This window comes from Candidatus Pseudomonas adelgestsugas (assembly GCF_004124255.1).
Classification (GTDB): domain Bacteria; phylum Pseudomonadota; class Gammaproteobacteria; order Pseudomonadales; family Pseudomonadaceae; genus Aquipseudomonas; species Aquipseudomonas adelgestsugas.
Map to the genome: position 1 here is coordinate 1,299,196 of NZ_CP026512.1, position 23,717 is coordinate 1,322,912.

Genomic DNA, 23,717 nt, shown 5'->3' on the forward strand with positions numbered 1-23,717 from the left:
TCTAGAGACACGTATCTCGGCGCTATAATATATTACTTGCAATGCGTACATGCAGCGCCAGGAAGCAACAAACTTGCACAATATTAATGAAAGCGTCGTTTATGCCAGTGATGCTCTGCTAGTGGATATATATAGAATTTGAATCATTGAGACAATAGCGCTGAGGTTGGTATGCGCAACACTAAAACCTAAGCAATTTAGTACAGTCAAACTAGGTATACCTGCTTATGCTAGATCTTGAAGCACAAGACGTTGTTTGGTTATAGTAAGCTATGTTGGACATTGACTGCAGTCGTTAAAACGGATTAGTTTTAACCTACTACTCATGCACAGCTAGTTAGATTTTATTGTAATAAATAATTATGTACTATGCCGTCATCACATAAAATTATTAAAATCAATCTATATTTCTTATCTACTTTTATTTATTTTGCGACTATTATGGCGCAAATCAAGATTGTTCGCGATTACACTTCTTTTAAAGTACCGCTACAGTCGTTTAGCAAGTTAGTGCATAGTAATCCAATTGCAGCGCATATAGCAGCTTTAATAGTCAAATTAATCATTTCAAGCAAAATGATAACAGGACTTGTGTAGCTGAGGTATCTGTTTAATGCATGAGCTGTCGTGAGCTACAATATAAAAAACAAAAAAAACAAGCTCATGTTGCTTATTCTGATAGCAGCCAAAGAACATTTAATATTAAACGTTAGGTGCCATATGCTAACATCGATACGGAAAATGTCGGTTATGGTCAATAACCTAGACCTAAATACGTCTGCTATTATCATTCTCGTAAAAGTATTTTTTTATACTATAAACGTGGCTAAACTTTTTTAGAGACGAAACTCAATAAACCACGGGCAACAGAACCGATAATGTCGGTGTCAATGCTACTATTACTTCTATCAATAGTTCTGCTACTACCAACAACTATTCACCACTGCATAGTTCAGTACTAACTGATTGGGTCTCAGTTACTTTAGTTTTACAGATTACAGGGATTTAGTAGTGCTTATATGCACAATCCGTACACGATACGTCTCATCAGACAAGTACGATATGCTAGTTAAATGTAAGGTACAGCCTCTTATTAAGAATAAGATGATGGTAAAAAGCAATAAGTAAAACTTACTAACTCATAACATCAAACTTAAAAAACAGTTATTTATTATAAATCACAACTTATCTATTTGTTACGACACGCATCCTAAAATTTACTATAAATAAATCTCAGTACAAATTACTTATACTAAAAAATTTAACAAACATTAATAATGTTCTTTACTTTAAAAAATTTTACAGCATTCTGAATTATAATTAGCAACAACAAAATATCTTAGCCTCTGCATAAATGCTAAAGCGTGATATTAGCATTCATGCATAAGAATAAATTAAACTCATGGTGCCAAGCGCTCACGAATCCACTCGCCAGCTTTAAGGCGATAATTCAAGCGGTCATGCAGACGGCTAGCACGTCCTTGCCAAAACTCTATACGCTCAGGCAATAAACGATAGCCACCCCAATACGTAGGACGGTCTGGTTGAGTATGACTGAAACGCTGTTTAGTTGCATTGAGTAAGCCTTGCAGCTCTTCACGATCACAAACAACTTCGCTTTGCGGCGATGCCCAAGCTCCTAGACGACTACCTAATGGACGGACTTCATAATAAGCATCTGACTCTTCAGGCGTAACCTTAGACGCCAGCCCCTCGATACGTACTTGGCGCTCCAGGGTTGGCCAAAAAAAAGTCATAGCCGCAAAAGGCCAGGCTGCAAGTTGTTTGCCTTTGGCACTCTCATAGTTAGTAAAAAATATAAAACCATGAGCATCTAAGCCCTTTAGAAGCAGGATGCGACAATGTGGTCGACCTTCATGGTCTACCGTAGATAAAGTCATTGCATTGATTTCCATTGGTGACTGCTCGGTTTGCATCGCATCGCTAAACCATTGGTAAAACAACGCAAACGGCTCAGCAGAGGCTTGGGCTTCGCTTAAACTGTACCGTGTATAATCACGACGCATATCTGACAGTATCTTAGTCATGCAGTTTTATCCTTCTATCTCAAGAGATAGGTGTTTCACCTGATCATTTTGTGCTAATGTATTAACTTTTAGCGCAACCTTTAGCTATGACTACATTTTTTCGTAGTTAGATCCAGACGCCGCCTACATAATGCCAACTTTAGTAACCAATATTCTACTTAGCATCACTAGCATAGTTAGTCGCTGAGCGAGCATAATTTACATGTAATTATTAAGCTTAATATCATTGATGCAACCATTAATAGCTGATAGTAAATGTCAGCGTTAGTATATCTAAATATATACAAACTAAGATTACATGCAACATTAGTCATTTATGATTAATCTGATATGCAGCCCAAACTTAAATAGATTTTGATAAATAGGTTGAAGCCAACTAAATATCCTAATCTGATAATCCTCGCTAGCAACCTTGATGTAGTAATGCGCAATACCATATCAGTTGAGTAAAAATCATAAATGAAGTATGGATAAACTACATACTGCCAACTGGGGAACCGCTACAGACTAAATGATTTACAGCTCGTTTAAGATGGCGACGACTTTAATACCTTAAACCAGGCGCTATATAGCTTAGGACAAAATGTACGACCACATAAAACTTTAGTGCTATGCATGAGTATTGATTTTAGTCAAGCTAAACGGATAATTGGCTAGGGCTGGCTATATGCTAGTCAGATAGAGCTTCTACCTCTTACGCATAACCTTGACTTTATAAACCAACCATCAAGGTAAGACTATAAACATTACTAATAACTTGCCAGACAGGCCTCGATTGCCGCGCCATTTTTGTCTACTGTATTACCTGGTGCAGGAGGCTGCTAGATAGTCACCCTAAACCTTACGATACTAAGCAAATATTTCACCAAACCAAAGTACACTTAAAGTATTAAGATAAAATTTGAGTAACTTTGAGCGGCTAAAAACCGAATATAACAGTATTGCGCACCATTCGAGCTAGCGCATTGTGATATCTTACTATTATTGAATATACTTTTAGTATATCGATTGACGTTATAATTCTAAACACAGCTAATTATCTGAATTAATGGCTAATGGCAGGTTAATGTTGATGTCAGCAGTAGCTGGTAACATTAAAAATAAATACGTTAAGTTAATACTATTTTACATAAAACTACATTGAAGAAATTCGACCTGGTCTGCAGTGTAATACTAAAATATAATTTTTAAGCTAGAGATGAGAAAATGTCCATTTCTAGCAGTGCAGGAACTAACTTGCAGTGCAAGTTGCTAAAAATGCAGCAGAAGTTGTATCATTACAGTGTAAAAGAAACCAATCATTGAAGTGTTATAGAATGTGTTAACTAAACATAAAACCTAGACGAAAGAAAGCCTGCTCGCATTTAGGCTACGTATAACTTAAAATAGCGTACTTAAATTTTGATAGCTACTTTCTGGTATTTCCTATACTCAGGACTATGCTGTTCTTCTTTATAGAACGCTTTTTTCTAAACCATAATGCAGAAAATTGCTATATGATTTATTTAATATAGCTTAGTTATAGCTCTACACTTGCTACATATATATATTTATTTTTATGGATTACGTAATAAATAAACATTTACTGATCTTTTCTTTTGCACTAACTCTATACATGGCTATCCATATTACTAAAGCCAATAAATATAAGTAATTGTACCTTTAGTATTAATTCTTCTATATGTATCATTTAAATTCAAGATTGCTAACGATAATTTAGTAAGCTTTGATATTGGTATAAATGATGCACTCAACATTAAACTAAAAGTTACATGCCAGTAGATAGCAAGTGACTTTAATAGCAGCGACTAAAGTCTGTACGTTGATAAAGAATACTATAGCGCCTACCTGTTTCAGGTATAGGTTTTATCATTAGAAATTTTATATTCCAACTTTAAGATCTTTTATAAATCTTATTAGCTGAGTGCGTTCAGTTTACACTGATCAAGCTAGACCATTAATCTGATTTAGTTTAAGCTGAGCAGCTTAGCTGAAGATTAGCAAGTCGATCTTCATGTAATATTTTTAAGGATGACTAGGCGCATGTTAAACGCAACAAGAAAGCATTAACCAAATAATAGTCACTTCATACAGACTAACTCCCTTGGCGTATAAGATCTTTCAATCAAGTACGCGGGAGAGTGACGCCGCATTGGCCCTGATATTTGCCTGCACGATCTCTGTAAGAAACTGCGCAGACCTCGTCGGACTGTAAAAACAGCATCTGTGCTACACCTTCATTCGCGTAGATCTTCGCCGGCAATGTAGTAGTGTTAGAAAACTCTAGCGTGACGTGGCCTTCCCATTCTGGCTCTAGCGGAGTCACGTTAACAATGATGCCACAACGCGCGTAGGTACTTTTACCAAGGCAAATAATTAGCATATCGCGGGGGATACGGAAAAATTCTACAGTGCACGCTAAGGCGAATGAGTTCGGCGGAATAATACATACATCGTTCTTAACGTCGACAAAGCTATTTTCATCAAAGTTTTTTGGATCGACAATCGCTGAATTAATATTGGTGAATACTTTAAATTCATTGGCACAGCGCACGTCATAGCCATAACTGGAAACACCGTAAGAAATCATGCGATTTTCGCCTTTGCCGTAAACCTGTTGTTCAACAAACGGCTGAATCATACCGTGTTCTTGCGCCATACGGCGAATCCACTTATCCGATTTAATACTCATAGTAAATATCCTGATAAAATTAATAGTAAGGTAAAATACCTATGTTAGATATCTTATCTAAGTTTGCACCCATAGGCTAAAATAGAATAATAGATTATTCACAAGCGTTATGTATGCTAAAACCTCAGTCGACGACACTAAAATCGGCTTTAATAGCGCCAGGTAACTGTAAATACCATTATAAGTCATAAAAATAGAGTAACACTTAAAAATACCATTGGCACATCTAAAAAAAAAGGTTAACATAGAGTCACTGTGCTGCTTGTGTCACTGAGAATATCTACACGATATGTTGAATTTCGATCCAACCATCTTTAAGAATTTTTCCTGCTCTTTGCACTCAGTCTCGGCCAGGGCTTTTTCTGAGTCGCAGTTAACTTTGTACAAGGAGATATACTATGTCTAATCGCCAAACTGGTACTGTTAAATGGTTCAATGATGAAAAAGGCTTTGGCTTTATCACTCCGCAATCCGGTGACGACCTGTTCGTTCACTTCAAAGCTATTCAGTCTGATGGTTTCAAAAGCCTTAAAGAAGGCCAACAGGTTTCTTTCATAGCTACACGTGGCCAGAAAGGAATGCAAGCCGAAGAGGTGCAGGTCATCTAACCTATACCAGGTGAAATTAAAACCCGCTATCAAAAGGCGGGTTTTTTATTGCTGCAATGTCTGGGCTAGTATAAAAATATAGTTAGCTGGCTTACCTGCGATAAAAATACATTGGTGTAACTGATGGTGTATCAAAGTTACTAGCATGCTGGATAGCTAACTTGTGTTGTATCTACAAAAGCTTACTCACAAATTTTTCCTGTCCAAAAGATTTTGCTCAAATACTTGAGCACATTCTCTTGTCCATGCTGCACTAATTCAGTGGATTAAACTGCTCTCTAACTACACTTACTTACGGTTCCAGAGTACTGCTTATTGTAGCTGCAGAAGAGCGCGAGTACTAAATTAACATTTCACGCTGCCTGTCCGTAAACTCTACTAGCCACCGGTTAACGATTTATGAACAATTATTTTCCTGCAATAGCTCACAAAAATCTATAGAAAAAGCGCCTCTTATCTTAAGATATCCGACAGGAACTTATCATAACAAAGACTCGCCTTATCTTCATTATGATAAGTATGCATTTGACTATTATCTGCCTGCCTCTTCAACAGATTAATAATGTCTTCAAGCAATAGTCCGGTAAATTTATCATGCGGCATCAGTCTAACGCAAAACACTCTATGCTTTTCTATGGCCATGATAAAGCCTGGATTAGCCTTGCAGCCAGCAATTACAGAGACTAAGATTGACGTCACATCAGGCTACTTATTACTACTATCCGTAATAAATTATTCCTAATCATGCGGTATGCTATACAAAATAGCTCTTTTGCAAAAAAGACTAGCAAAATAAATCTCTTTTCGCTAGTTAAGTAAAGAACCAGCTGATATAACTAATATACAACTGCATTACATTGAGTCACCATTTGCGCTGTAGTAGATATAATTATATTGCTCTAACGCAGTGGAGTTCTTAGCTTTATGATGATCTAAAAATCTAAACTGACTATTGATCAGTTTGAAGTAGATTTTTTCGAAAATATCTTTATTGCAAGAAAACTTTATTTTTTATTCTAAACTAGAACATTTTTGCTTAGATCTATTTTGTAGTATTTTGTATGAAGATACACCTCTGGCTCTAGCAGTGCATGAGTTTAAAGTATATTCCAAAAATCAAACAAGCAGTGTAACGACATCAACAACGAGGCAAGAATTGCAGCGGATCTACAGGCTTTCCTTGGTGGCGAATCTCAAAGTGCAGTTTTACTTGATTTGTACCAATTGATCCCATTTCAGCAATTGCCTGTCCAATCTTGACTTGCTGTCCTTCACGAACAAATAACTTGCGATTATGACCATAAGCGCTGACATAAGCATTGCTGTGTTTGATAATAACTAACTCACCGTAGCCACGCAAACCGCTCCCTGCGTAAACCACTGTTCCATCAGACGCAGCAAAAACAGCTTGCCCTAAACATCCCGCTATATCAATACCTTTATTTAAGTTGCCACTTGAAGAAAATTTTTTAATTAATACCCCGCTTGAAGGCCATTTCCAGTTAGTTGGTGTAGACCCTACAGGAATTACTAACGCAGGTGATATTTTACTAGCAAACGCATGACTAGCGGTGCCTGCAGATCTAGTAATTATTGTATTTTGACTTGAAAAAAAAACCGAATCTCCAGATTTTGTCACAACTGCCGTAGCAGACGGCAAACCAGTGCATCTATTAAAACAGATAGTCTGACCAGGATATATAGTATACGGGATAGGAATATTATTCCTAGTTGCAAGCACTTTGTAATGCCATCCATAACGTAAGGCAATAGAAAACATAGTGTCTCCTTTGCGCACTATATATTGCTCGATAGCAATCGTTGATTGTTGCGGCACTGCACCAGTACTGTTCCGCTCGAAAATCCGAGCATTACTGGATGAAAGGTTTAAACAGCCTGTCAACAAGAAACTCAATACAAAAACAAATATCAGTCGCTGAAAACTTATTTTACTCATAAACTACGCAGGACCTGTGCGACTTTATTCGCCGCTTCACTTGCAATGATTAAATATAAACGCCTGTATCAGACTTAAAATATAAAGACAGCATAACTAGACACTAGCTTTTGCCGAAACACGACAAAAATATAAATTTATTATATTTAAATTTAGCTTTTAGTCAGATTGACTAAATACGCTCAACCATAAGACATATCCACCATCAACAAGATTCACTATTTGCGAAGAAATGATCGGCCTTATAAGACTATTTGGCAGCAAAACAGAGCGCACAGCACCTGTGGTATACGCTTAAAAGCTTTTATTATCACAAATTATGAGCATCAATTGCTCTACTTTGCCAGCTCATGCCAAGATAACTAACCGCTAGCTAGATGGGGTTGCTTAATCATACAACACTTGTAGCATATTGGCAGCGACAGCGTGATGGTAATACTGTTATATGGTGCTAGTGCTTTACTTAAACATCTCAGCCATTGCTCTAGCGAAACATCACGTTATGCAGGTTTAGCTCTAATAGACGATTCTTGACGAGATTCTGCAGAATTTTAATGCGCTCCCACAAAAAGCACCTGATCCACTAGTTGTGACAACAAAGCAGCATGGTAACCATAACTAGCGCCTATCTCTAATATTATATCTAAAGAACCAGCTGCCGGTAGCTCAGTCTGCGCACTACTATATCAGGTTATGAAATGGTTTAATTATAACTAATCAACAATACTGTATATTCATAGACACGATAAACCATAACCTCATAAACAAACAAGTGCTGCAAATTATGTCGGATGACTTCTAACGCCTCGGTGTCATACAAAGTCTATTATATGTATGCTGAATGAAAAGCTTATAGAGTACACCAAGAATGTCATACAATGCCGTAGCTTAGCAAACTATCTTTATTTCACATACCATTGAATGCAGCCCCCTTAAGCCAGCTCTCCAGACAACTAAAGGCATCACTAAAGGTACGATCTAGCTGTAACGGGGTAATAGAGACATAACCTTGCATTATTGCATAAAAGTCAGTGCCTGGGCTACAGTCTTTGGCATCACCAGCTGTAGCAATCCAGTAACCTTCTTTACCATATTGGTCAACCACTTTTAATGGCGCTAAAGCACGAGAGCGATGGCCAAGGCGCGTTAGCTGTATACCACGAATATAATTGAGGGGCATATTAGGAATATTAACGTTAAGCACTGTGTGCTGCGGTAAGTCCAACGAACCGTAAGCCACCACTAGTTTGCGCGCGAAATACGTTGCTGTAGAGAGGTTCTCTAATTGCCTTGAAGCAAACGAAAAAGCAAAAGAAGTACGACCTAAAATGCATCCTTCAAGGGCTGCCGCTACGGTACCAGAATACAGCACGTCATCACCCAGATTAGCACCTAGATTAATACCAGATACCACCAGGTCAGGCTCCTGATTTAATAAACTATTGATTGCTAAGTATACGCAGTCAACAGGAGTGCCGTTCACGCTAATAAAGCCATTAGCTAAAACTTGCGAGCGCAACGGACGATTGAGCGTCATTGAACTACTAGCGCCGCTCTTATCCTGGTGAGGGGCAACTACCACACACTCGGCATAATCCTGCAGTGCAGTATAAAGTGCAGCAAGGCCTGGCGCAGTTACACCATCATCATTTGATATTAAAATATGCATAGATTATTCGTCATTCCTGTCGGCACTAGATCAATAAGCTTAAGCATTAATATAGTAGTGAACAGCTAGCTAATAAAAGAAATTTTAATTACAGAGTGTTGAGCATTGACTAACATCATACTACGGCAAATAGCCGATAGGCAGTTGTATGATGCTCTCTTCCTGGCTAAGAGAGGCGCTCACTAACTAAAACTCAAGCAGCTATAGTGCACCAGCAGAAATCGTTCACTCAAGCTTATAGGAACGTATAACTGAATAGTGAATAGCCAAGTATAAGCCCATATATTCAATATCAAGCACTGGAAAATGGCAATCACTGATCAACACTAACAAATAACTAACCTTAGATATATTACTAAAAATTAGCCACGATACGTGCTACATACTTTACCAGTATTCACTACAATTACTGCCGTTTGTGGCTACAGCGTTAGTTTTTAGTAGCTCAAAAACTGTATATAACTCATCAACTATCAGCTAGCACGGGCGGTAGCAATTGTAGGTAACTACTTCACAAGTAAGGCAAAACTGTTAGCTGAATGCTGCACTGCGTTGCAGCTGACGCTTCTTGCTAGCAATCAAGATAGTCTGAAAGGTGCCGTTTCTGCACCACTCATACACGAGTAGGTTTTGCCAAGAAATTACATGCTAAACCGCTAGCTTGTTAATACCTAACAATCTATAGCATGGTATATTATTCTATTAGCCTAGTTGCAGATCATTCAGCGTGTAACAACAAAACGACAGAGTGCGCCGCAATTCCTTCTTCACGTCCTGTAAACCCAAGCTTTTCAGTAGTGGTAGCTTTCACGTTCACTTGATGCAGTTCAGTTTGTAGATCTGCAGCAAGCAATATACGCATCGACTCAATATGCTGAGCTATCTGAGGTGCTTGGGCTACAATAGTATTATCTACATTACCAACTTTCCAGCCATTAGCGTGAATCAGGTCAACTACGTGACGTAACAGTACACGGCTATCTAAACCTTTACAGGTAAGATCTGTATCTGGAAAGTACTTACCAATATCACCTAACGCAGCTGCGCCGAGTAAAGCATCGCTCAAGGCATGCAACATAATGTCGCCGTCAGAACAAGCTAGTAGCCCATGGTGGTGCGCAATACGCACACCACCTACGGTGATGAAATCGCCTTCAACAAAACAGTGTACATCATAACCATGACCAATACGCATTAGAATACTCCAATATACTTTATATGGTATATTCTAACTACTTTAACCTCATATAAACCGAGCAAATCCTGATTGTAATATAGCAAAAGCCTTGATACACTAGCCATAAAGTAACTATAGTCATAGCTAGGTAGTAGGCGCAGCATAACAAATGCATTGCCGCTTTGGTCTCTTGCTACTAGATCTATCTATCTGAGTTATATTGTAAAGATACATACTGCAACAAACTGTACTTATTCCTTGAGCAGTAGGTCATCTAGCGCTTTTCTAAAACCACAAAAAATCTTCAATTAAATGCAATGCATATACTGCACAATTATATATGTCAACAATTCTTTATCTAGTATTTGTTCATAACTTTCAAGTATAATACCAGGCGTATCAGGATAAAATACGTGTATTTTTTGCTGCTACACACGTGTAAACGCAACTAACGTAGTTTAGTATTGCATGTCACTAAAGTCAAATATAATTCAACAGCCATGCACTAAGCGAAGGACTTCCGCTTTAAGCTTTCAAGAATTAAATATAACACTTGTAACTTACTGTTTACTCTATTTTCAATAGCAAGAAAACACTAAAAATTATACCACAAACCAGCACATTAGAATAATACTGATAGTATTTATATCAACTAATAAAAATCTTTAAGGCGCGATAAATGTTTTAGTTTTATAGGCAATATCAAAAGTAGATGACGGTATGAATATTCTTGCTTGTATATAACACTAATAGCTTTATTAAAAACTGCTAAGCCAATGGTACTGATCAATTAAAGTATCTAGCAGGATTAACGTTAGTTTTAGCTATTTTACAAGCTAGCAGAACAGTTTAGTACTACCGCTTATTTTGCTAAGCGCTGAACTGCGCTCGACGCTTATAATGACTAACCTGAATAAATAGTGGTCATATCTTGACCAGAACCAAAAACACTGATGATTACTAGCTAGCCACAAATTTTACGACAATATGCGAGCGTTGCACACATCAGTTATACTGAACAAGTGTAATCAAAAGATAAATGCACACTACAGTTGCTCAGATGGATAATTATAGTATAAACAATCTCTTAAATAGTAACACAAATTTCATAACTAAAGACAGAATAGAGTACTTTTAAGTCAATGTTAGACAATTTATAATAAAAGTATTGTTATACTGCTAAAGGCAACCACATACAACAGCGGCTCACTCATCTTTAGCATGACGACATCAGCTTTAGAAATCTTAAAAGACTTTTGTTCTGAATAGTTAGAGCTGCAGAGGACTGAATCATGCTATTTTTTCTATAGAGCAACAATCTGAGACAGTGATTATAAAGCATGGCTCAGTAATAAATAGTCTAGGCAAAAGTAAGACATTATTACTCTATATTGGATAGCTACAAAGAATTCTTATGAGTAGCAATGGAAGCGTGAATAATTTGCATAGAGTACACTCGCAAAAAAATTATCATACCGTTAGTCGTGCAATTTATGTGGTTTTATCTGCAATTATGCATGGATATTGAGCGAACTAATTGCTAGTTTTAAGCATATTTATTGGCATGGTTATTAAAGCCTTACCATAAGTTACTTATGGTCTTCGTACACGACTGGCGCACGGTTAGATAGTCGCCTAACATTGCTACACATGCATCTGTGCGCATCACTATTTTCACTTACTATAAATAGTCTAGTGTAATTAGTGAATTAAAAATTCAATCCGCATAACTCCATAATCAGCAGCTCAGATATTGGATGATTGGCTAAAAAAGAGCGAAAAAGTTTTTTATAGAGGTACTGCGAAACTAACGCTCCGATAAATTAGCGGGCGATGCCAGATACCGCCATGCAAGACGTAAGAGTATACTTATTGCCAGATTAAGAATATAGTCGGAGCAATTTAGCTCGGTGAAAAGCCAGTGGCGTTGCTGTAGTGGCTACAGCTGTATAGTACTCCGATTGATAGCACTATAGAAGCAGGCAGAAGTATTTCTTTCGCCAAAGTTGCGCGAGCTATTAAGTATTTTGCAAAAGCCTAGTTTCAATAACTAGAGCATAGCAGCTCACTCTTAATTGTTTATACAAACCTTATCTATAGTAAATTTAACCTCCCTATAACACATTATACTGAAAAATCTACAGCTGGCCTACCAATTAATTAGTTAAACTCTACATTGCTAACTATCCGCGGTTAGCTAAGCACAACCTAAGCCAATCCAAGTCTTCTGGTCGGGTAACTTTAATATTGTCTGAGCGCCCTTCAATCAAGCGCTGCGCCTGACCTGACCATTCTATTGCCGAGGCTTCATCGCTAATTAATACGCCTGATACTAGGCAGTTGGTCAAGGCACGACACAAAGCACCCAGGCGAAACATCTGCGGTGTATAGGCCTGCCAGATCAGACTGCGATCTAATGTCTCAATTACTCGGCCATATTTATCAACGCGTTTAAGCGTATCACGAGCCGGTACTGCCAAAAAACCACCAACTGGATCATTTGCTAACTGAGCTAGTAACTTGTTGAGGTCGTCACGACTTAAATTAGGCCGCACAGCATCGTGCACTAGTACCCAGTTGTCGTCACTAACGCCCAGAGCATTGAGTTGTAATAGCGCATTAAGCACTGAACCAGAGCGCTCTACGCCACCAGCCGTACGTAGAATGCGCAGATCATTAGCGCAAGGCAAATTTTGCCAATATGGATCATCTACAGCTAAACTGATCACTAGCCCCTTAAGACCTGGATGGTCAAGAAAACATTCGAGACTATGTTCGAGAATGGTGCGCTCACCAAGTTGCAAGTATTGCTTAGGGCGGTCCGCAGCCATACGGATACCAAAACCGGCAGCAGGAATCACGGCCCAGAAGTCTGGTAAAGGCTTATTCATTCGGCCAACTGGTAGAGGGTTTCGCCATTTTTCACCATACCTAACTCATGATGGGCCAGCTCTTCAATTGTCTCTGTACCTTGTTTTAGCTCAAGCACTTCGGCGTCAAGGATGCGATTACTTTCTAATAGGCGTTCGTTTTCAGCATGCTGACTAGCAATTTGCTGAGTCAGTTCTTTCATCTGCGCGTAAATACCATTACCTACCCATAAGCGATACTGAAGATTAATCAGTAACAAAAATAAAACTAGAAATAACCAATTTGGAGTACGCATCGAAATTTGAGTATCCAGTAAAAATATTTACACAAAGCCTTTACAACAACGAATGACATAACTATACAAAAAATCAGATTTGTACTTAAAAGCTTACATTAACCGTGAAACTCGCTCCGACCGTTGTATTGAACATTACCTGCCAGTTGCTCTTCGATTCGAAGCAATTGGTTATACTTAGACACGCGATCAGACCGACATAAAGAGCCAGTCTTAATCTGGCCAGCCGCAGTTCCAACAGCTAGATCAGCAATGGTTGAATCTTCAGTTTCGCCGGAACGATGCGAGATTACAACGGTGTAGCCAGCAACCTTAGCCATCTGAATAGCTTCCAGGGTTTCGGTTAAAGTACCAACCTGATTGAGCTTGATTAAAATTGAGTTTGCGATCTTCTTATCGATGCCTTCTTTCAGGATCTTAGTATTGGTCACGAATAAATCATCGCCTACTAGTTGGACTTTCTCGCCTATCTTATCGGTAAGTACTTTCCAACCAACCCAATCAGATTCATCTAAACCATCTTCGATTGAGATGATAGGATAACGTTCGGTTAGATCTTTCAGATAATCAGAAAAACCATCTGAGGTGAATGTGTAACCTTCACTGAACAGGTGGTATGTACCATTCTCGTAAAATTCACTAGCCGCGCAATCTATGGACATAGTTACATCAGTCCCTAGTTTGTAACCAGCGTTAACTACTGCTTCGGAGATCATTTTAAGTGCATCTTCGTTAGACGCCAAGCTTGGTACGAAACCACCTTCATCACCTACTGCAGTACTTAGACCATAAGATTGCAATACAACTTTCAGATTATGGAAAATCTCGGTTCCTATGCGCAAACCATCAGAAAAAGTCTTGGCGCCAATTGGTTGCACCATAAATTCCTGAATATCGACGTTATTGTCAGCGTGCTTACCACCATTAATGATGTTCATCATCGGAACTGGCATAGAGTAAAAGCCTGGAGTACCATTTAGATTAGCTATGTATGCGTATAGTGGCATTCCATGAGAAGCTGCCTTGGCAACAGCCAAGGACACAGCGAGAATAGCATTAGCGCCTAGGCAGCTTTTGTTTTCTGTGCCGTCGAGCTTTATCATAGCGTAGTCTATGGATTTTTGGTCTAGCGGATCATTACCCAGCAATAAATCACAGATCGGGCCATTAATGTTAGATACCGCTTTAAGTACACCTTTGCCTAGATAACGGCTCTTATCACCATCACGCAGCTCCAACGCTTCACGCGAACCGGTAGAAGTGCCAGATGGTACACAAGCGCTTCTGATGATACCGTTGTCGAGAAGCACATCGGCTTCAACAGTGGGATTACCACGGGAATCAAGAACTTCACGACCTTTAATGTCGATGATTTTTGCCATTACTGTAAACACTCTAAAGTTGACGAAAATGACGTATTTTAAAGAAATCTTTAAACCGTCTATAGTATAACAGCGATAACAAGACCACCTTGTAGGCATCACAACCAGGACCAGAGAAATAGAGCTAAGCATTTTACGTAGGATACGTAACAGGAGAAACACTGCTTACAAAGTCTCTATAGCAGGAAAACTCTTGATTAGTGCGTCTAAATGCTTTAACTGGGCTAAGAATGGCTCTAAATTGTCTAGACGCAGAGCGCATGGGCCGTCGCATTTGGCGTTGTCCGGATCTGGGTGGGCTTCTAAAAATAAGCCAGCTAGCGACTGACTGATGCCAGCTTTAGCAAGATCTAAGACTTGTGCACGACGCCCACCAGCAGAATTAATACGACTACCAGGCATTTGCAACGCATGAGTAACGTCAAAAAATACCGGATATTGGAATTGTTTCATAATACCAAAACTGAGCATATCCACCACAAGGTTGTTATAGCCAAAACTCGAACCACGCTCGCAGAAGATTAACTGATCATTGCCAGCCTCCACAAATTTATTCAGAATATGTTTAATTTCATGTGGCGCGAGGAACTGGGCTTTTTTAATATTAATCACAGCACCTGTCTTAGCCATCGCGACTACAAGATCAGTCTGGCGCGACAAGAATGCTGGCAATTGGATTATATCGCACATCTCGGCTACCACTGCAGCCTGCCAAGGCTCATGGACATCAGTAATGATTGGCACACCGAAAGCTTGCTTAATATTCTGAAAAATTCGCATACCTTCTTCAAGACCTGGGCCGCGATAGGAGGTTATAGAAGAGCGATTTGCCTTGTCGAAACTAGCCTTGAACACGTAAGGAATATTTAATTTCTGGGTAACCTTAATGTACTCTTCGCAGACATGCATAGCCATATCGCCACTTTCTAATACATTTATACCGCCGAATAATACTATTGACTTGTCGTTGGCGATCTCTATATCGCCAACACGAATGATTTTCTGGACCATTAGGTTTGTGCCTGCTTTTTATGTTGCGTCAATGCTGCTTTAACAAAAGCACTAAACAATGGGTGACCGTCGCGTGGAGTTGAGGTAAACTCTGGATGGAACTGACAAGCTATAAACCATGGATGAGATGGCGCTTCAACTACTTCAACTAGCTTACCATCACCTGAAAAACCGGAAATTTTTAAACCGGCTTTTTTTATTTGCGGTAACAGGTTATTGTTTACTTCATAGCGGTGACGGTGACGCTCGACAATTACCCCCTTACCATAGCAGTCGTAAACTAGCGAACCAGGCTCTAACAGGCAATCTTGTGCACCAAGGCGCATAGTTCCGCCCAGATCTGAACTTTCGATATGAGTCTTGACGGCACCATTAGCATCTTCCCACTCAGTGATTAAGCCTACGACCGGATAACCGCAGGTATGATCAAACTCAGTTGAGTTAGCGTCTTTCCAACCCAGCATGTTACGGGCAAACTCAATAACGGCCAATTGCATGCCCAGGCAAATACCTAGGTATGGTATTTTATTTTCACGGGCATATTGAACAGCGGTGATCTTGCCTTCCACACCGCGCAGACCAAAACCGCCAGGCACGAGAATCGCGTCAACGCCTTCGAGCAGCGTGCGACCATAATTCTCGATATCTGCTGAATCTATATAACGCAGGTTAACCTTAGTCAGGTTGCTGATACCAGCGTGGCTCATTGCTTCAATCAACGATCTATACGCGTCTAGTAATTCCATGTATTTACCGACTATAGCGATGGTGACTTCATGCTCAGGATTGAGCTTAGCGTCAACTACTATTTCCCACTCGGATAGATCAGCATTATTGCAATGTAAACCAAAACGCTCAACCACAAAATCATCTAGTCCTTGAGAATGCAGAATGCCAGGGATCTTATAAATAGTATCAACGTCTTCTAGAGCAATGACTGCTCGTTCTTCAACATTAGTAAACTGTGCAATCTTACGGCGAGAGATTATGTCGATCGAGTGATCAGAGCGACACACTAGCACGTCTGGCTGCTGGCCAATAGCACGTAGCTCTTTTACTGAGTGCTGGGTTGGCTTAGTTTTAGTTTCGCCAGTAGCAGCAATGTAAGGCACGAGCGTTAGGTGCATCAGCATCGCACGCTTGGCGCCGACTTCAAAACGCAACTGACGAATAGCTTCAAGAAACGGCTGGGATTCAATATCACCTACGGTGCCACCAATCTCAACCATCGCTATATCAGCATCACCTGCACCCTTAATAATGCGACGCTTAATTTCATCGGTAATGTGCGGGATCACCTGAATAGTTGCACCTAGGTAGTCACCATGGCGCTCTTTGCGCAAAACATGCTCGTAGACACGACCTGTAGTAAAATTATTGTGCTGTGTCATTGTTGTACGGATGAACCGCTCATAGTGACCTAGGTCTAAATCGGTTTCAGCACCGTCGTGAGTGACAAAGACTTCACCGTGCTGGAACGGACTCATAGTGCCAGGATCAACATTTATATACGGATCTAGCTTAAGCATGGTGACCTTAAGTCCACGTGCCTCCAGGATTGCTCCCAATGAAGCAGAAGCAATACCTTTACCTAATGAAGAAACAACACCACCCGTAACGAATATGTAGCGCGTCATGAAAAACCCTAGAAATATACGTTAAAAAAGTCTGAGACCGCCAGGAAAAGCGAATAAGAACCAAGGCTTCTGATCAAACCTGCATTAATCATAGCGCACCTCTCAAAAAAAACCGTTGCGTTATGATGAGCGATTAAAAAAGCACCAGCACATCGATTGCTGCATATTTTAGAAATCACTAAGCAGGGACCGCTTGGTAGGCAGAAATTACTAATTCTGGGTAAATTTATAAAAGTTTTATCAAAAGGATATGTAGCTTACCGGAAAGGCTCTATCAGCTCAAACCTTGATCATAAATTTGCGGTATCCAATGTAATTGCCAGTCACCAGGACCGCTAACCCATAACCCTGCAATAGCCGGAACAGCCAACAATTCTTCACCGCGATATAAAAGTGGCAATCTTCTACGAATAAAACTAGGTAAACAACTTTCATTAAGCAGGCGCTTAAGGTTTCGTAGGCCTCTACCGGGTACTTCGATAATTTCACCGCCTTGTCGATAACGAACTACCAGTGGACCTGTTGGTATCGTGCCAATCAATTTTAACTGACCATTACCGGGAAGCTTTAATGGTTTTTTCGGTTGAGACCAACTCACTGGCGCATCAAAAAATTTTTGATAACTAGCAGAAGGTAGCCACCAAATGCGTTCACCACAACGACATAATTGACCATCAGTAAGGCGCCAGGTCGGTTGCGCATCACGCTTGGCATCACGCAATGAATACCAGCCAGCCCAATGGGCGCTGTCTGGTAAACGCGTCAGTAGTGCCAGCCAATGACGTAAAGCATTACGTTGACGAGTATCAGAAAGCTTGCGCAATGGTGCAAGAGCTAATGATGGTAATGTCAACCATGGAAATGGCGAAGGTTGACTGGCGGTCTGCTGGTCTATAACTGCTAATTCATCGAGCAGGTATTGGGCTTCGCCTATATGCTTAGCAGCGCGAGCCAAACTGGCGATAGCCTGAGGCCAACGCTCTATAAGCAGTGGAAATATACAGTGGCGAAGATAGTTACGAGAGAACTTAGTGTCAGCATTCGAATTATCTTCAATCCACTGCAAACGATACTCGTTCGCATAGGCCTCTAACTGAGCACGCGAGATGCTTAAAAATGGCCGCACTAGGTGCCCGCCAGCCAATTGGCGATACATAGGCATAGCTGACAAACCTCGTACTCCAGCGCCACGTAGCAGTTGAAGTAACAGTGTTTCAGCCTGATCGTTACAGTGTTGGCCTGTTATTAACACCTCTCCAACTCCAGTTACCTCGATAAACGCTTTATAGCGAGCATTACGCGCCGCACATTCAAGGCTAGCGCCAGCCTGGACCTGGACATGGATGACTTGCAAAGGTACACATAAGCTGTTACAGACTGTTTGGCAATGACTTAGCCATGCATCAGCAGCAGTTTGCAGTCCATGGTTGACATGAATAACGTTTAGCTTTGGAAGGGTTTCAGTTTTTGCCATGGTGGCAAGAAAATATAACAAAACAGTGGAATCAAGACCACCAGAGAAAGCGATATGCCAAACTTTTGCGTAACGCCATGGTGTGAGCGCTTGAAGAGCTTTACTAATTATGGTGGAATTCATAAAAAATATATACTTTTAATCTAAAATGCGATATACTATCACGTATAAAAACCAGCCTTGAACATATTAGCGCTACATCAACTTAGAGGCCATAGTGCATAAGACGCTCGTAACGATGAGCTAGTAACGCTTCGTTACTCAGCTTTTTGAGCGTTGTCAGTTGCAAGCCAAGCTCAGTGCGTATGGTTGCGGCAGCTGCTGCCGGGTTACGGTGGGCGCCACCCACTGGTTCAGTGATAATTTTATCAACAATGCCAAGGCCTTGCAGGCGATCAGCAGTGACACCCATAGCTTCAGCGGCGTCTGAAGCTTTTTCTGTGGTTTTCCACAAGATTGAGGCGCAACCTTCTGGTGAAATCACTGCGTATGTAGAATATTGCAGCATATTCAATTGATCGCAAACACCAATAGCTAGGGCACCACCGGAACCACCTTCACCAATCATGGTAGCTATAATAGGTACTTTTAGGCGAGCCATCACACGCAAATTCAAAGCAATTGCTTCGCTTTGGTTGCGCTCTTCAGCACCAATACCTGGATAAGCACCAGGAGTATCGATAAAGGTTAAGATTGGCATCTTAAAACGTTCGGCCATTTTCATCAAACGACAAGCCTTGCGGTAGCCTTCTGGACGCGGCATGCCGAAGTTACGGCGTACTTTTTCACGTACCTCACGGCCTTTTTGGTGACCTATAACCATCACTGGTTGATCGTCTAGGCGAGCGATACCACCAACGATAGCTGCGTCGTCGGAAAAGTGGCGATCGCCATGCAGTTCGTTAAACTCCGTGAAGATATATTGAATATAGTCTAAAGTATATGGACGACACGGGTGGCGAGCTAGACATGCAATTTGCCAGCTAGTTAACCGACTAAAGATGTCTTTGGTGAGAGCATTGCTTTTATCTTGTAGGCGAGCAATCTCATCGTCAATATTTAGCAAATTGTCATTACCTACTAGACGCAGTTCTTCAATCTTAGCTTGCAGGTCAGCGATCGGCTGTTCGAAATCAAGAAAATTCTGGTTCATAAAAGTCCATCTTGCTAAACAGCAAAAAGCGCTGAGCTAGGCTGTTGTCTATTCACTCCTTACTTTCAAGGAGCGGCGCGTTTAGGTCGAGAGTAAATATTTTATTCGAGATTAGAATGTCAAAAATATTGAAGGGAAACACTTTCTCTTCCGAACTGATCACGCAGAGCCTGAATTAGGCCATCAGCAGGATTAATGCGCCACGTATCACCAAGCTGCAGCAGCGCCTTAGCATCATTGCTAGTGTACTCCATTGTAACAGGGCAAACGCCGTGATAACATTTTAGCAAGTTACCTAACCAATGTAGCTGATCACCTTTAAGGGCTTTGGCCTTAACCATCAAACATAAGCTTTTAGCCAGATTAATACGAGCATCTTCCATGCTCATGACGCGTTTAGTGCGCATGCGTAGACCGCCAGAAAAGTCATCGTTAGTGACTTCTCCTTCTACTACTACCATAATGTCCGTCTGCAGCATTGACTGCGTAGAGTGGAAAATATTAGCAAACACTGACACCTCGATCCGGCTAGATCGATCATCAAGGGTAATAACGCCCATCTTGTCGCCTTTCTTATTTTTCATTACCCGTATAGCGATAATCATGCCAGCGATAGTTTGTGTCTCCCGCACAGGTTTTAGATCAACAATGCGCTGACTGGCAAAATGACGTATTTCATCTTCATACTCGTCAATCGGATGACCGGTAAGGTATAGACCTAAAGTCTCTTTCTCGCCCTTGAGACGCTCCTTGATAGTCAGCTCCTTAGTCGTTCTATAGTTAGCATAGACATCAGAGTCTTCTGCAATAAATAGACCGCCAAATAGATCGGCGTGACCACTATTTTGAGTACGGACAGTCTGTTCAGCAGCCTTGATCGCCTCTTCCATAGCAGCTAGCAGCACCGCACGGTTACGGTTCATGTTTGTCTTATAAGCCTTCGGCTCGTCATAGAAATACGGGCCAAGACGGTCAAGTGCACCACTACGAATCAAACTATCGAGAGTGCGTTTATTGATACGCTTAAGGTGAAGCCGTGCACAGAAATCAAATAAATTTTTGAATGGCCCATCATGACGCGCTTCGGTGATCGCCTCTACAGGACCTTCACCTACACCTTTAATAGCACCAAGGCCATAGATAATCCGGTTTTTGTCGTTAACTGTGAATTTAAATTCCGAAGTATTCACGTCTGGCGCATCAAGGTGTAATGTCATGATGCGCACTTCTTCGATCAAAATCACAACTTTGTCGGTGTTATGCATATCAGCCGAGAGTACTGCGGCCATGAAAGGCGCTGGGTAGTGGGCTTTTAACCACGCAGTCTGATATGACAAAAGGCCGTAGGCGGCGGAGTGGGATTTATTGAAACCGTAACCGGCAAACTTTTCTACTAAGTCAAAAATATTACCGGCAAGATCGGCTTCAATGTTATTGATAGCACACCCATCAATAAAACCGGCGCGCTGCTTAGCCATTTCTTCTGGTTTCTTTTTGCCCATGGCACGGCGTAGCATGTCTGCGCCACCAAGGGTATAACCAGCCATTACCTGAGCAATCTGCATCACCTGTTCCTGATACAGGATAATACCGTAGGTTGGTGCCAGTACTGACTGTAGACCTTCATACTGATAATCTGAATGCGGATACGCTAATTTGGCGCGACCGTGCTTGCGGTTGATAAAGTCATCTACCATGCCTGACTGCAAAGGGCCAGGACGAAATAGAGCTACCAGTGCAATCAAATCTTCTAGGCAGTCTGGCTTAAGCTTCTTGATCAACTCTTTCATGCCGCGCGACTCAAGCTGGAATATTGCTGTAGTTTCGGCTTTTTGTAGCAAGGTATAGGTTAGTATGTCATCTAGCGGTATAAAAGAGATATCTAGAGGCTCTTTATCGGCTTTAGCCCTTTCACGGTTAATCGTCTTAAGCGTCCAGTTAATAATCGTTAGAGTTCGTAGGCCAAGGAAATCAAACTTCACCAAGCCAACCGCCTCTACATCATCTTTATCGAACTGAGTTACCAGGCCATCACCTTCTTCGTCGCAATATATCGGCGAAAAATCAGTTAGTTTGGTTGGCGCAATAACTACACCACCAGCGTGTTTACCAACGTTACGTACGACACCTTCAAGCTTACACGCCATGTTCCAAATTTCGGCAGCCTCTTCATTATTTCCAATAAATTCACGCAAAATTTCTTCATAATCGTAGGCTTTTTTTAGGGTCATGCCAACTTCAAATGGAATCATTTTTGATAAGCGATCAGCTAAACTATAAGATTTACCTTGCACTCTAGCCACGTCACGAATTACAGCCTTAGCCGTCATAGAACCAAAGGTAATGATCTGGCTAACCGCATTACGACCATATTTCTTAGCCACATATTCAATTACGCTGTCACGACCATCCATGCAGAAGTCGACGTCAAAATCAGGCATAGATACTCGTTCTGGATTCAGGAATCTTTCGAATAGCAAACCATATTCTAACGGATCTAAATCAGTAATTTTCTGTGCATACGCCACCAGTGAACCAGCACCTGACCCTCGACCAGGACCTACCGGTACGCCATTACTCTTAGCCCAATTAATAAAGTCCATAACAATGAGAAAGTAACCTGGAAACCCCATCTGGATAATAATATCTAGCTCTAAATTCAAGCGATCAATATAGACCTGGCGTTTAGCCTCGTAATCTTTAGTACTATCCTTAGGCAACATAATACTAAAGCGTTCTTCTAGGCCATCGAACGACACTTTACGAAAATATTCATCGATAATCATACCGTCAGGAGCCAGGAACCTGGGCAGGAAGTGTTTATCTAGCGTAACTTCAATATTGCATCGTTTGGCGATCTCGACAGAGTTTTCTAGAGCTTCAGGCAGATCCTTAAATAGATTAACCATTTCATTAGCGCTTTTAAGGTATTGCTCTTCGCTGCAGTTTTTTGAACGGCGTGGATCATCTAGAGTACGGCCTTCGCTAATACAAACACGAGTTTCGTGGGCTTCGAATTCTTCTTTTTTAATAAAGCGCACATCATTAGTCGCGACTATCGGCACGCCTAGCTTATCAGCCAAAGTTACAGTAGCATGAAGATGCTCTTCATCATTAGGGCGATTGGTGCGCTGAACTTCCAGATAGAAACGATCAGGAAAAACCCGCATCCACTCTATAGTAAGAGCTTCTGCTTTCTTCATATTACCGCCCAGCATCGCGATACCAATTTCACCTTCTTTAGCTGCAGATAGCATTATTACACCATCACTTGCCTTTACAATCCACTCACGCTCAATAATTACTGAACCGTTACGCTGACCATCGAGAAAGCCACGGGAAATTAGCTCAGTAAGGTTACGATAACCAACACTATTCATTGCCAATAAGCTAATACTACTAAGCGGATTATCTTGATCTTTATTAGACAGCCATAGGTCAACGCCACAAATCGGCTTGATACCGGCGCTCATAGCGTTTTTGTAGAACTTAACCAGGGAGCACATGTTGTTCTGCTCGGTAACTGCTACTGCTGGCATATTCATATCCACTAAAGCTTGGACTAGTGGTCTAATCTGTACTAGACCGTTAACCAGGGAATATTCAGTGTGCAGGCGTAGATGAACGAATGAAACCGGCATAGTTATCCTATTCTAATACATGAAAACAACAAGTTTTAGATTGTACCGTGCCCTGAGAGAAACATCAGTCTAGCGACTGAGTTTAGCTAAGTACAGCGTCTC

The 23,717-nt window shown here is 40.8% G+C and carries 14 protein-coding genes; 1 reads left to right on the plus strand and 13 read right to left on the minus strand.

What is annotated here, in order from left to right; all coding sequences use genetic code 11:
- Nucleotides 1-1,400: 1,400 nt before the first annotated feature.
- Both pdxH and dcd read right to left on the minus strand, forming a co-directional pair.
- The gene (gene pdxH, locus C3B55_RS03285) at nucleotides 1,401-2,048 is read right to left on the minus strand and encodes a pyridoxamine 5'-phosphate oxidase (protein ID WP_129211436.1); all 648 of its coding nucleotides are present in this window, start codon (nucleotides 2,046-2,048) and stop codon (nucleotides 1,401-1,403) included.
- Nucleotides 2,049-4,173: 2,125 nt separating this feature from the next.
- Nucleotides 4,174-4,740: a dCTP deaminase gene (gene dcd, locus C3B55_RS03290; RefSeq protein WP_129211438.1), complete on the minus strand. Its 567-nt coding sequence runs from the start codon at nucleotides 4,738-4,740 to the stop codon at nucleotides 4,174-4,176.
- 398 nt (nucleotides 4,741-5,138) lie between these two features.
- On the opposite strand from dcd, the gene C3B55_RS03295 reads away from it, so the two are divergent.
- On the plus strand, nucleotides 5,139-5,348 hold the full coding sequence (locus C3B55_RS03295; protein WP_002554837.1) for a cold-shock protein: 210 nt from the start codon (nucleotides 5,139-5,141) through the stop codon (nucleotides 5,346-5,348).
- Between the two features lie 1,138 nt (nucleotides 5,349-6,486).
- On the opposite strand, the gene C3B55_RS03300 is transcribed toward C3B55_RS03295, so the two are convergent.
- The 11 genes from C3B55_RS03300 to dnaE form a co-directional block, all read right to left on the minus strand.
- On the minus strand, nucleotides 6,487-7,305 hold the full coding sequence (locus C3B55_RS03300) for a peptidoglycan DD-metalloendopeptidase family protein (protein ID WP_129211440.1): 819 nt from the start codon (nucleotides 7,303-7,305) through the stop codon (nucleotides 6,487-6,489).
- A 907-nt stretch (nucleotides 7,306-8,212) separates the two neighbouring features.
- Nucleotides 8,213-8,974 (minus strand): 5'/3'-nucleotidase SurE, encoded by a 762-nt coding sequence (gene surE, locus C3B55_RS03305; RefSeq protein ID WP_129211442.1) that lies wholly within the window; start codon nucleotides 8,972-8,974, stop codon nucleotides 8,213-8,215.
- A 718-nt stretch (nucleotides 8,975-9,692) separates the two neighbouring features.
- On the minus strand, nucleotides 9,693-10,169 hold the full coding sequence (gene ispF, locus C3B55_RS03310; RefSeq protein WP_129211444.1) for a 2-C-methyl-D-erythritol 2,4-cyclodiphosphate synthase: 477 nt from the start codon (nucleotides 10,167-10,169) through the stop codon (nucleotides 9,693-9,695).
- Nucleotides 10,170-12,334: 2,165 nt separating this feature from the next.
- Complete coding sequence (gene ispD / locus C3B55_RS03315; RefSeq protein ID WP_129211446.1) at nucleotides 12,335-13,042, minus strand: 2-C-methyl-D-erythritol 4-phosphate cytidylyltransferase; 708 nt, start codon at nucleotides 13,040-13,042, stop codon at nucleotides 12,335-12,337.
- Nucleotides 13,039-13,317 carry a septum formation initiator family protein gene (locus tag C3B55_RS03320; RefSeq protein ID WP_129211448.1) on the minus strand — a complete coding sequence of 93 codons (279 nt, stop codon included), beginning with the start codon at nucleotides 13,315-13,317 and terminating at the stop codon, nucleotides 13,039-13,041. The genes ispD and C3B55_RS03320 overlap by 4 nt, the downstream gene beginning before the upstream one ends.
- A 98-nt stretch (nucleotides 13,318-13,415) precedes the next feature.
- Complete coding sequence (gene eno / locus C3B55_RS03325) at nucleotides 13,416-14,699, minus strand: phosphopyruvate hydratase (RefSeq protein WP_129211450.1); 1,284 nt, start codon at nucleotides 14,697-14,699, stop codon at nucleotides 13,416-13,418.
- Nucleotides 14,700-14,864: 165 nt separating this feature from the next.
- On the minus strand, nucleotides 14,865-15,710 hold the full coding sequence (gene kdsA, locus C3B55_RS03330; RefSeq protein WP_129211452.1) for a 3-deoxy-8-phosphooctulonate synthase: 846 nt from the start codon (nucleotides 15,708-15,710) through the stop codon (nucleotides 14,865-14,867).
- Nucleotides 15,710-17,347, minus strand: coding sequence for a CTP synthase (locus C3B55_RS03335; protein WP_129211454.1), 1,638 nt, complete (start codon nucleotides 17,345-17,347; stop codon nucleotides 15,710-15,712). Before C3B55_RS03335 ends, kdsA begins: the two co-directional genes overlap by 1 nt.
- Nucleotides 17,348-17,621: 274 nt before the next feature.
- On the minus strand, nucleotides 17,622-18,944 hold the full coding sequence (gene tilS, locus C3B55_RS03340) for a tRNA lysidine(34) synthetase TilS (RefSeq protein ID WP_129211456.1): 1,323 nt from the start codon (nucleotides 18,942-18,944) through the stop codon (nucleotides 17,622-17,624).
- Between the two features lie 82 nt (nucleotides 18,945-19,026).
- A complete protein-coding gene (gene accA / locus C3B55_RS03345) occupies nucleotides 19,027-19,974 on the minus strand; it encodes an acetyl-CoA carboxylase carboxyl transferase subunit alpha (RefSeq protein WP_129211458.1) in 948 nt (315 codons plus the stop codon).
- Nucleotides 19,975-20,093: 119 nt separating this feature from the next.
- A complete protein-coding gene (gene dnaE / locus C3B55_RS03350; protein WP_129211460.1) occupies nucleotides 20,094-23,615 on the minus strand; it encodes a DNA polymerase III subunit alpha in 3,522 nt (1,173 codons plus the stop codon).
- Nucleotides 23,616-23,717: the final 102 nt, after the last annotated feature.

Coding starts and splice junctions, on each gene's coding strand:
- tilS (WP_129211456.1), bottom strand. CDS start 18,944: ATGAATTCCACCATAATTAGTAAAGCTCTTCAAGCGCTCACACCATGG.
- accA (WP_129211458.1), bottom strand. CDS start 19,974: ATGAACCAGAATTTTCTTGATTTCGAACAGCCGATCGCTGACCTGCAA.
- surE (WP_129211442.1), bottom strand. CDS start 8,974: ATGCATATTTTAATATCAAATGATGATGGTGTAACTGCGCCAGGCCTT.
- kdsA (WP_129211452.1), bottom strand. CDS start 15,710: ATGGTCCAGAAAATCATTCGTGTTGGCGATATAGAGATCGCCAACGAC.
- dcd (WP_129211438.1), bottom strand. CDS start 4,740: ATGAGTATTAAATCGGATAAGTGGATTCGCCGTATGGCGCAAGAACAC.
- C3B55_RS03295 (WP_002554837.1), top strand. CDS start 5,139: ATGTCTAATCGCCAAACTGGTACTGTTAAATGGTTCAATGATGAAAAA.
- eno (WP_129211450.1), bottom strand. CDS start 14,699: ATGGCAAAAATCATCGACATTAAAGGTCGTGAAGTTCTTGATTCCCGT.
- C3B55_RS03300 (WP_129211440.1), bottom strand. CDS start 7,305: ATGAGTAAAATAAGTTTTCAGCGACTGATATTTGTTTTTGTATTGAGT.
- C3B55_RS03335 (WP_129211454.1), bottom strand. CDS start 17,347: ATGACGCGCTACATATTCGTTACGGGTGGTGTTGTTTCTTCATTAGGT.
- dnaE (WP_129211460.1), bottom strand. CDS start 23,615: ATGCCGGTTTCATTCGTTCATCTACGCCTGCACACTGAATATTCCCTG.
- C3B55_RS03320 (WP_129211448.1), bottom strand. CDS start 13,317: ATGCGTACTCCAAATTGGTTATTTCTAGTTTTATTTTTGTTACTGATT.
- ispF (WP_129211444.1), bottom strand. CDS start 10,169: ATGCGTATTGGTCATGGTTATGATGTACACTGTTTTGTTGAAGGCGAT.
- ispD (WP_129211446.1), bottom strand. CDS start 13,042: ATGAATAAGCCTTTACCAGACTTCTGGGCCGTGATTCCTGCTGCCGGT.
- pdxH (WP_129211436.1), bottom strand. CDS start 2,048: ATGACTAAGATACTGTCAGATATGCGTCGTGATTATACACGGTACAGT.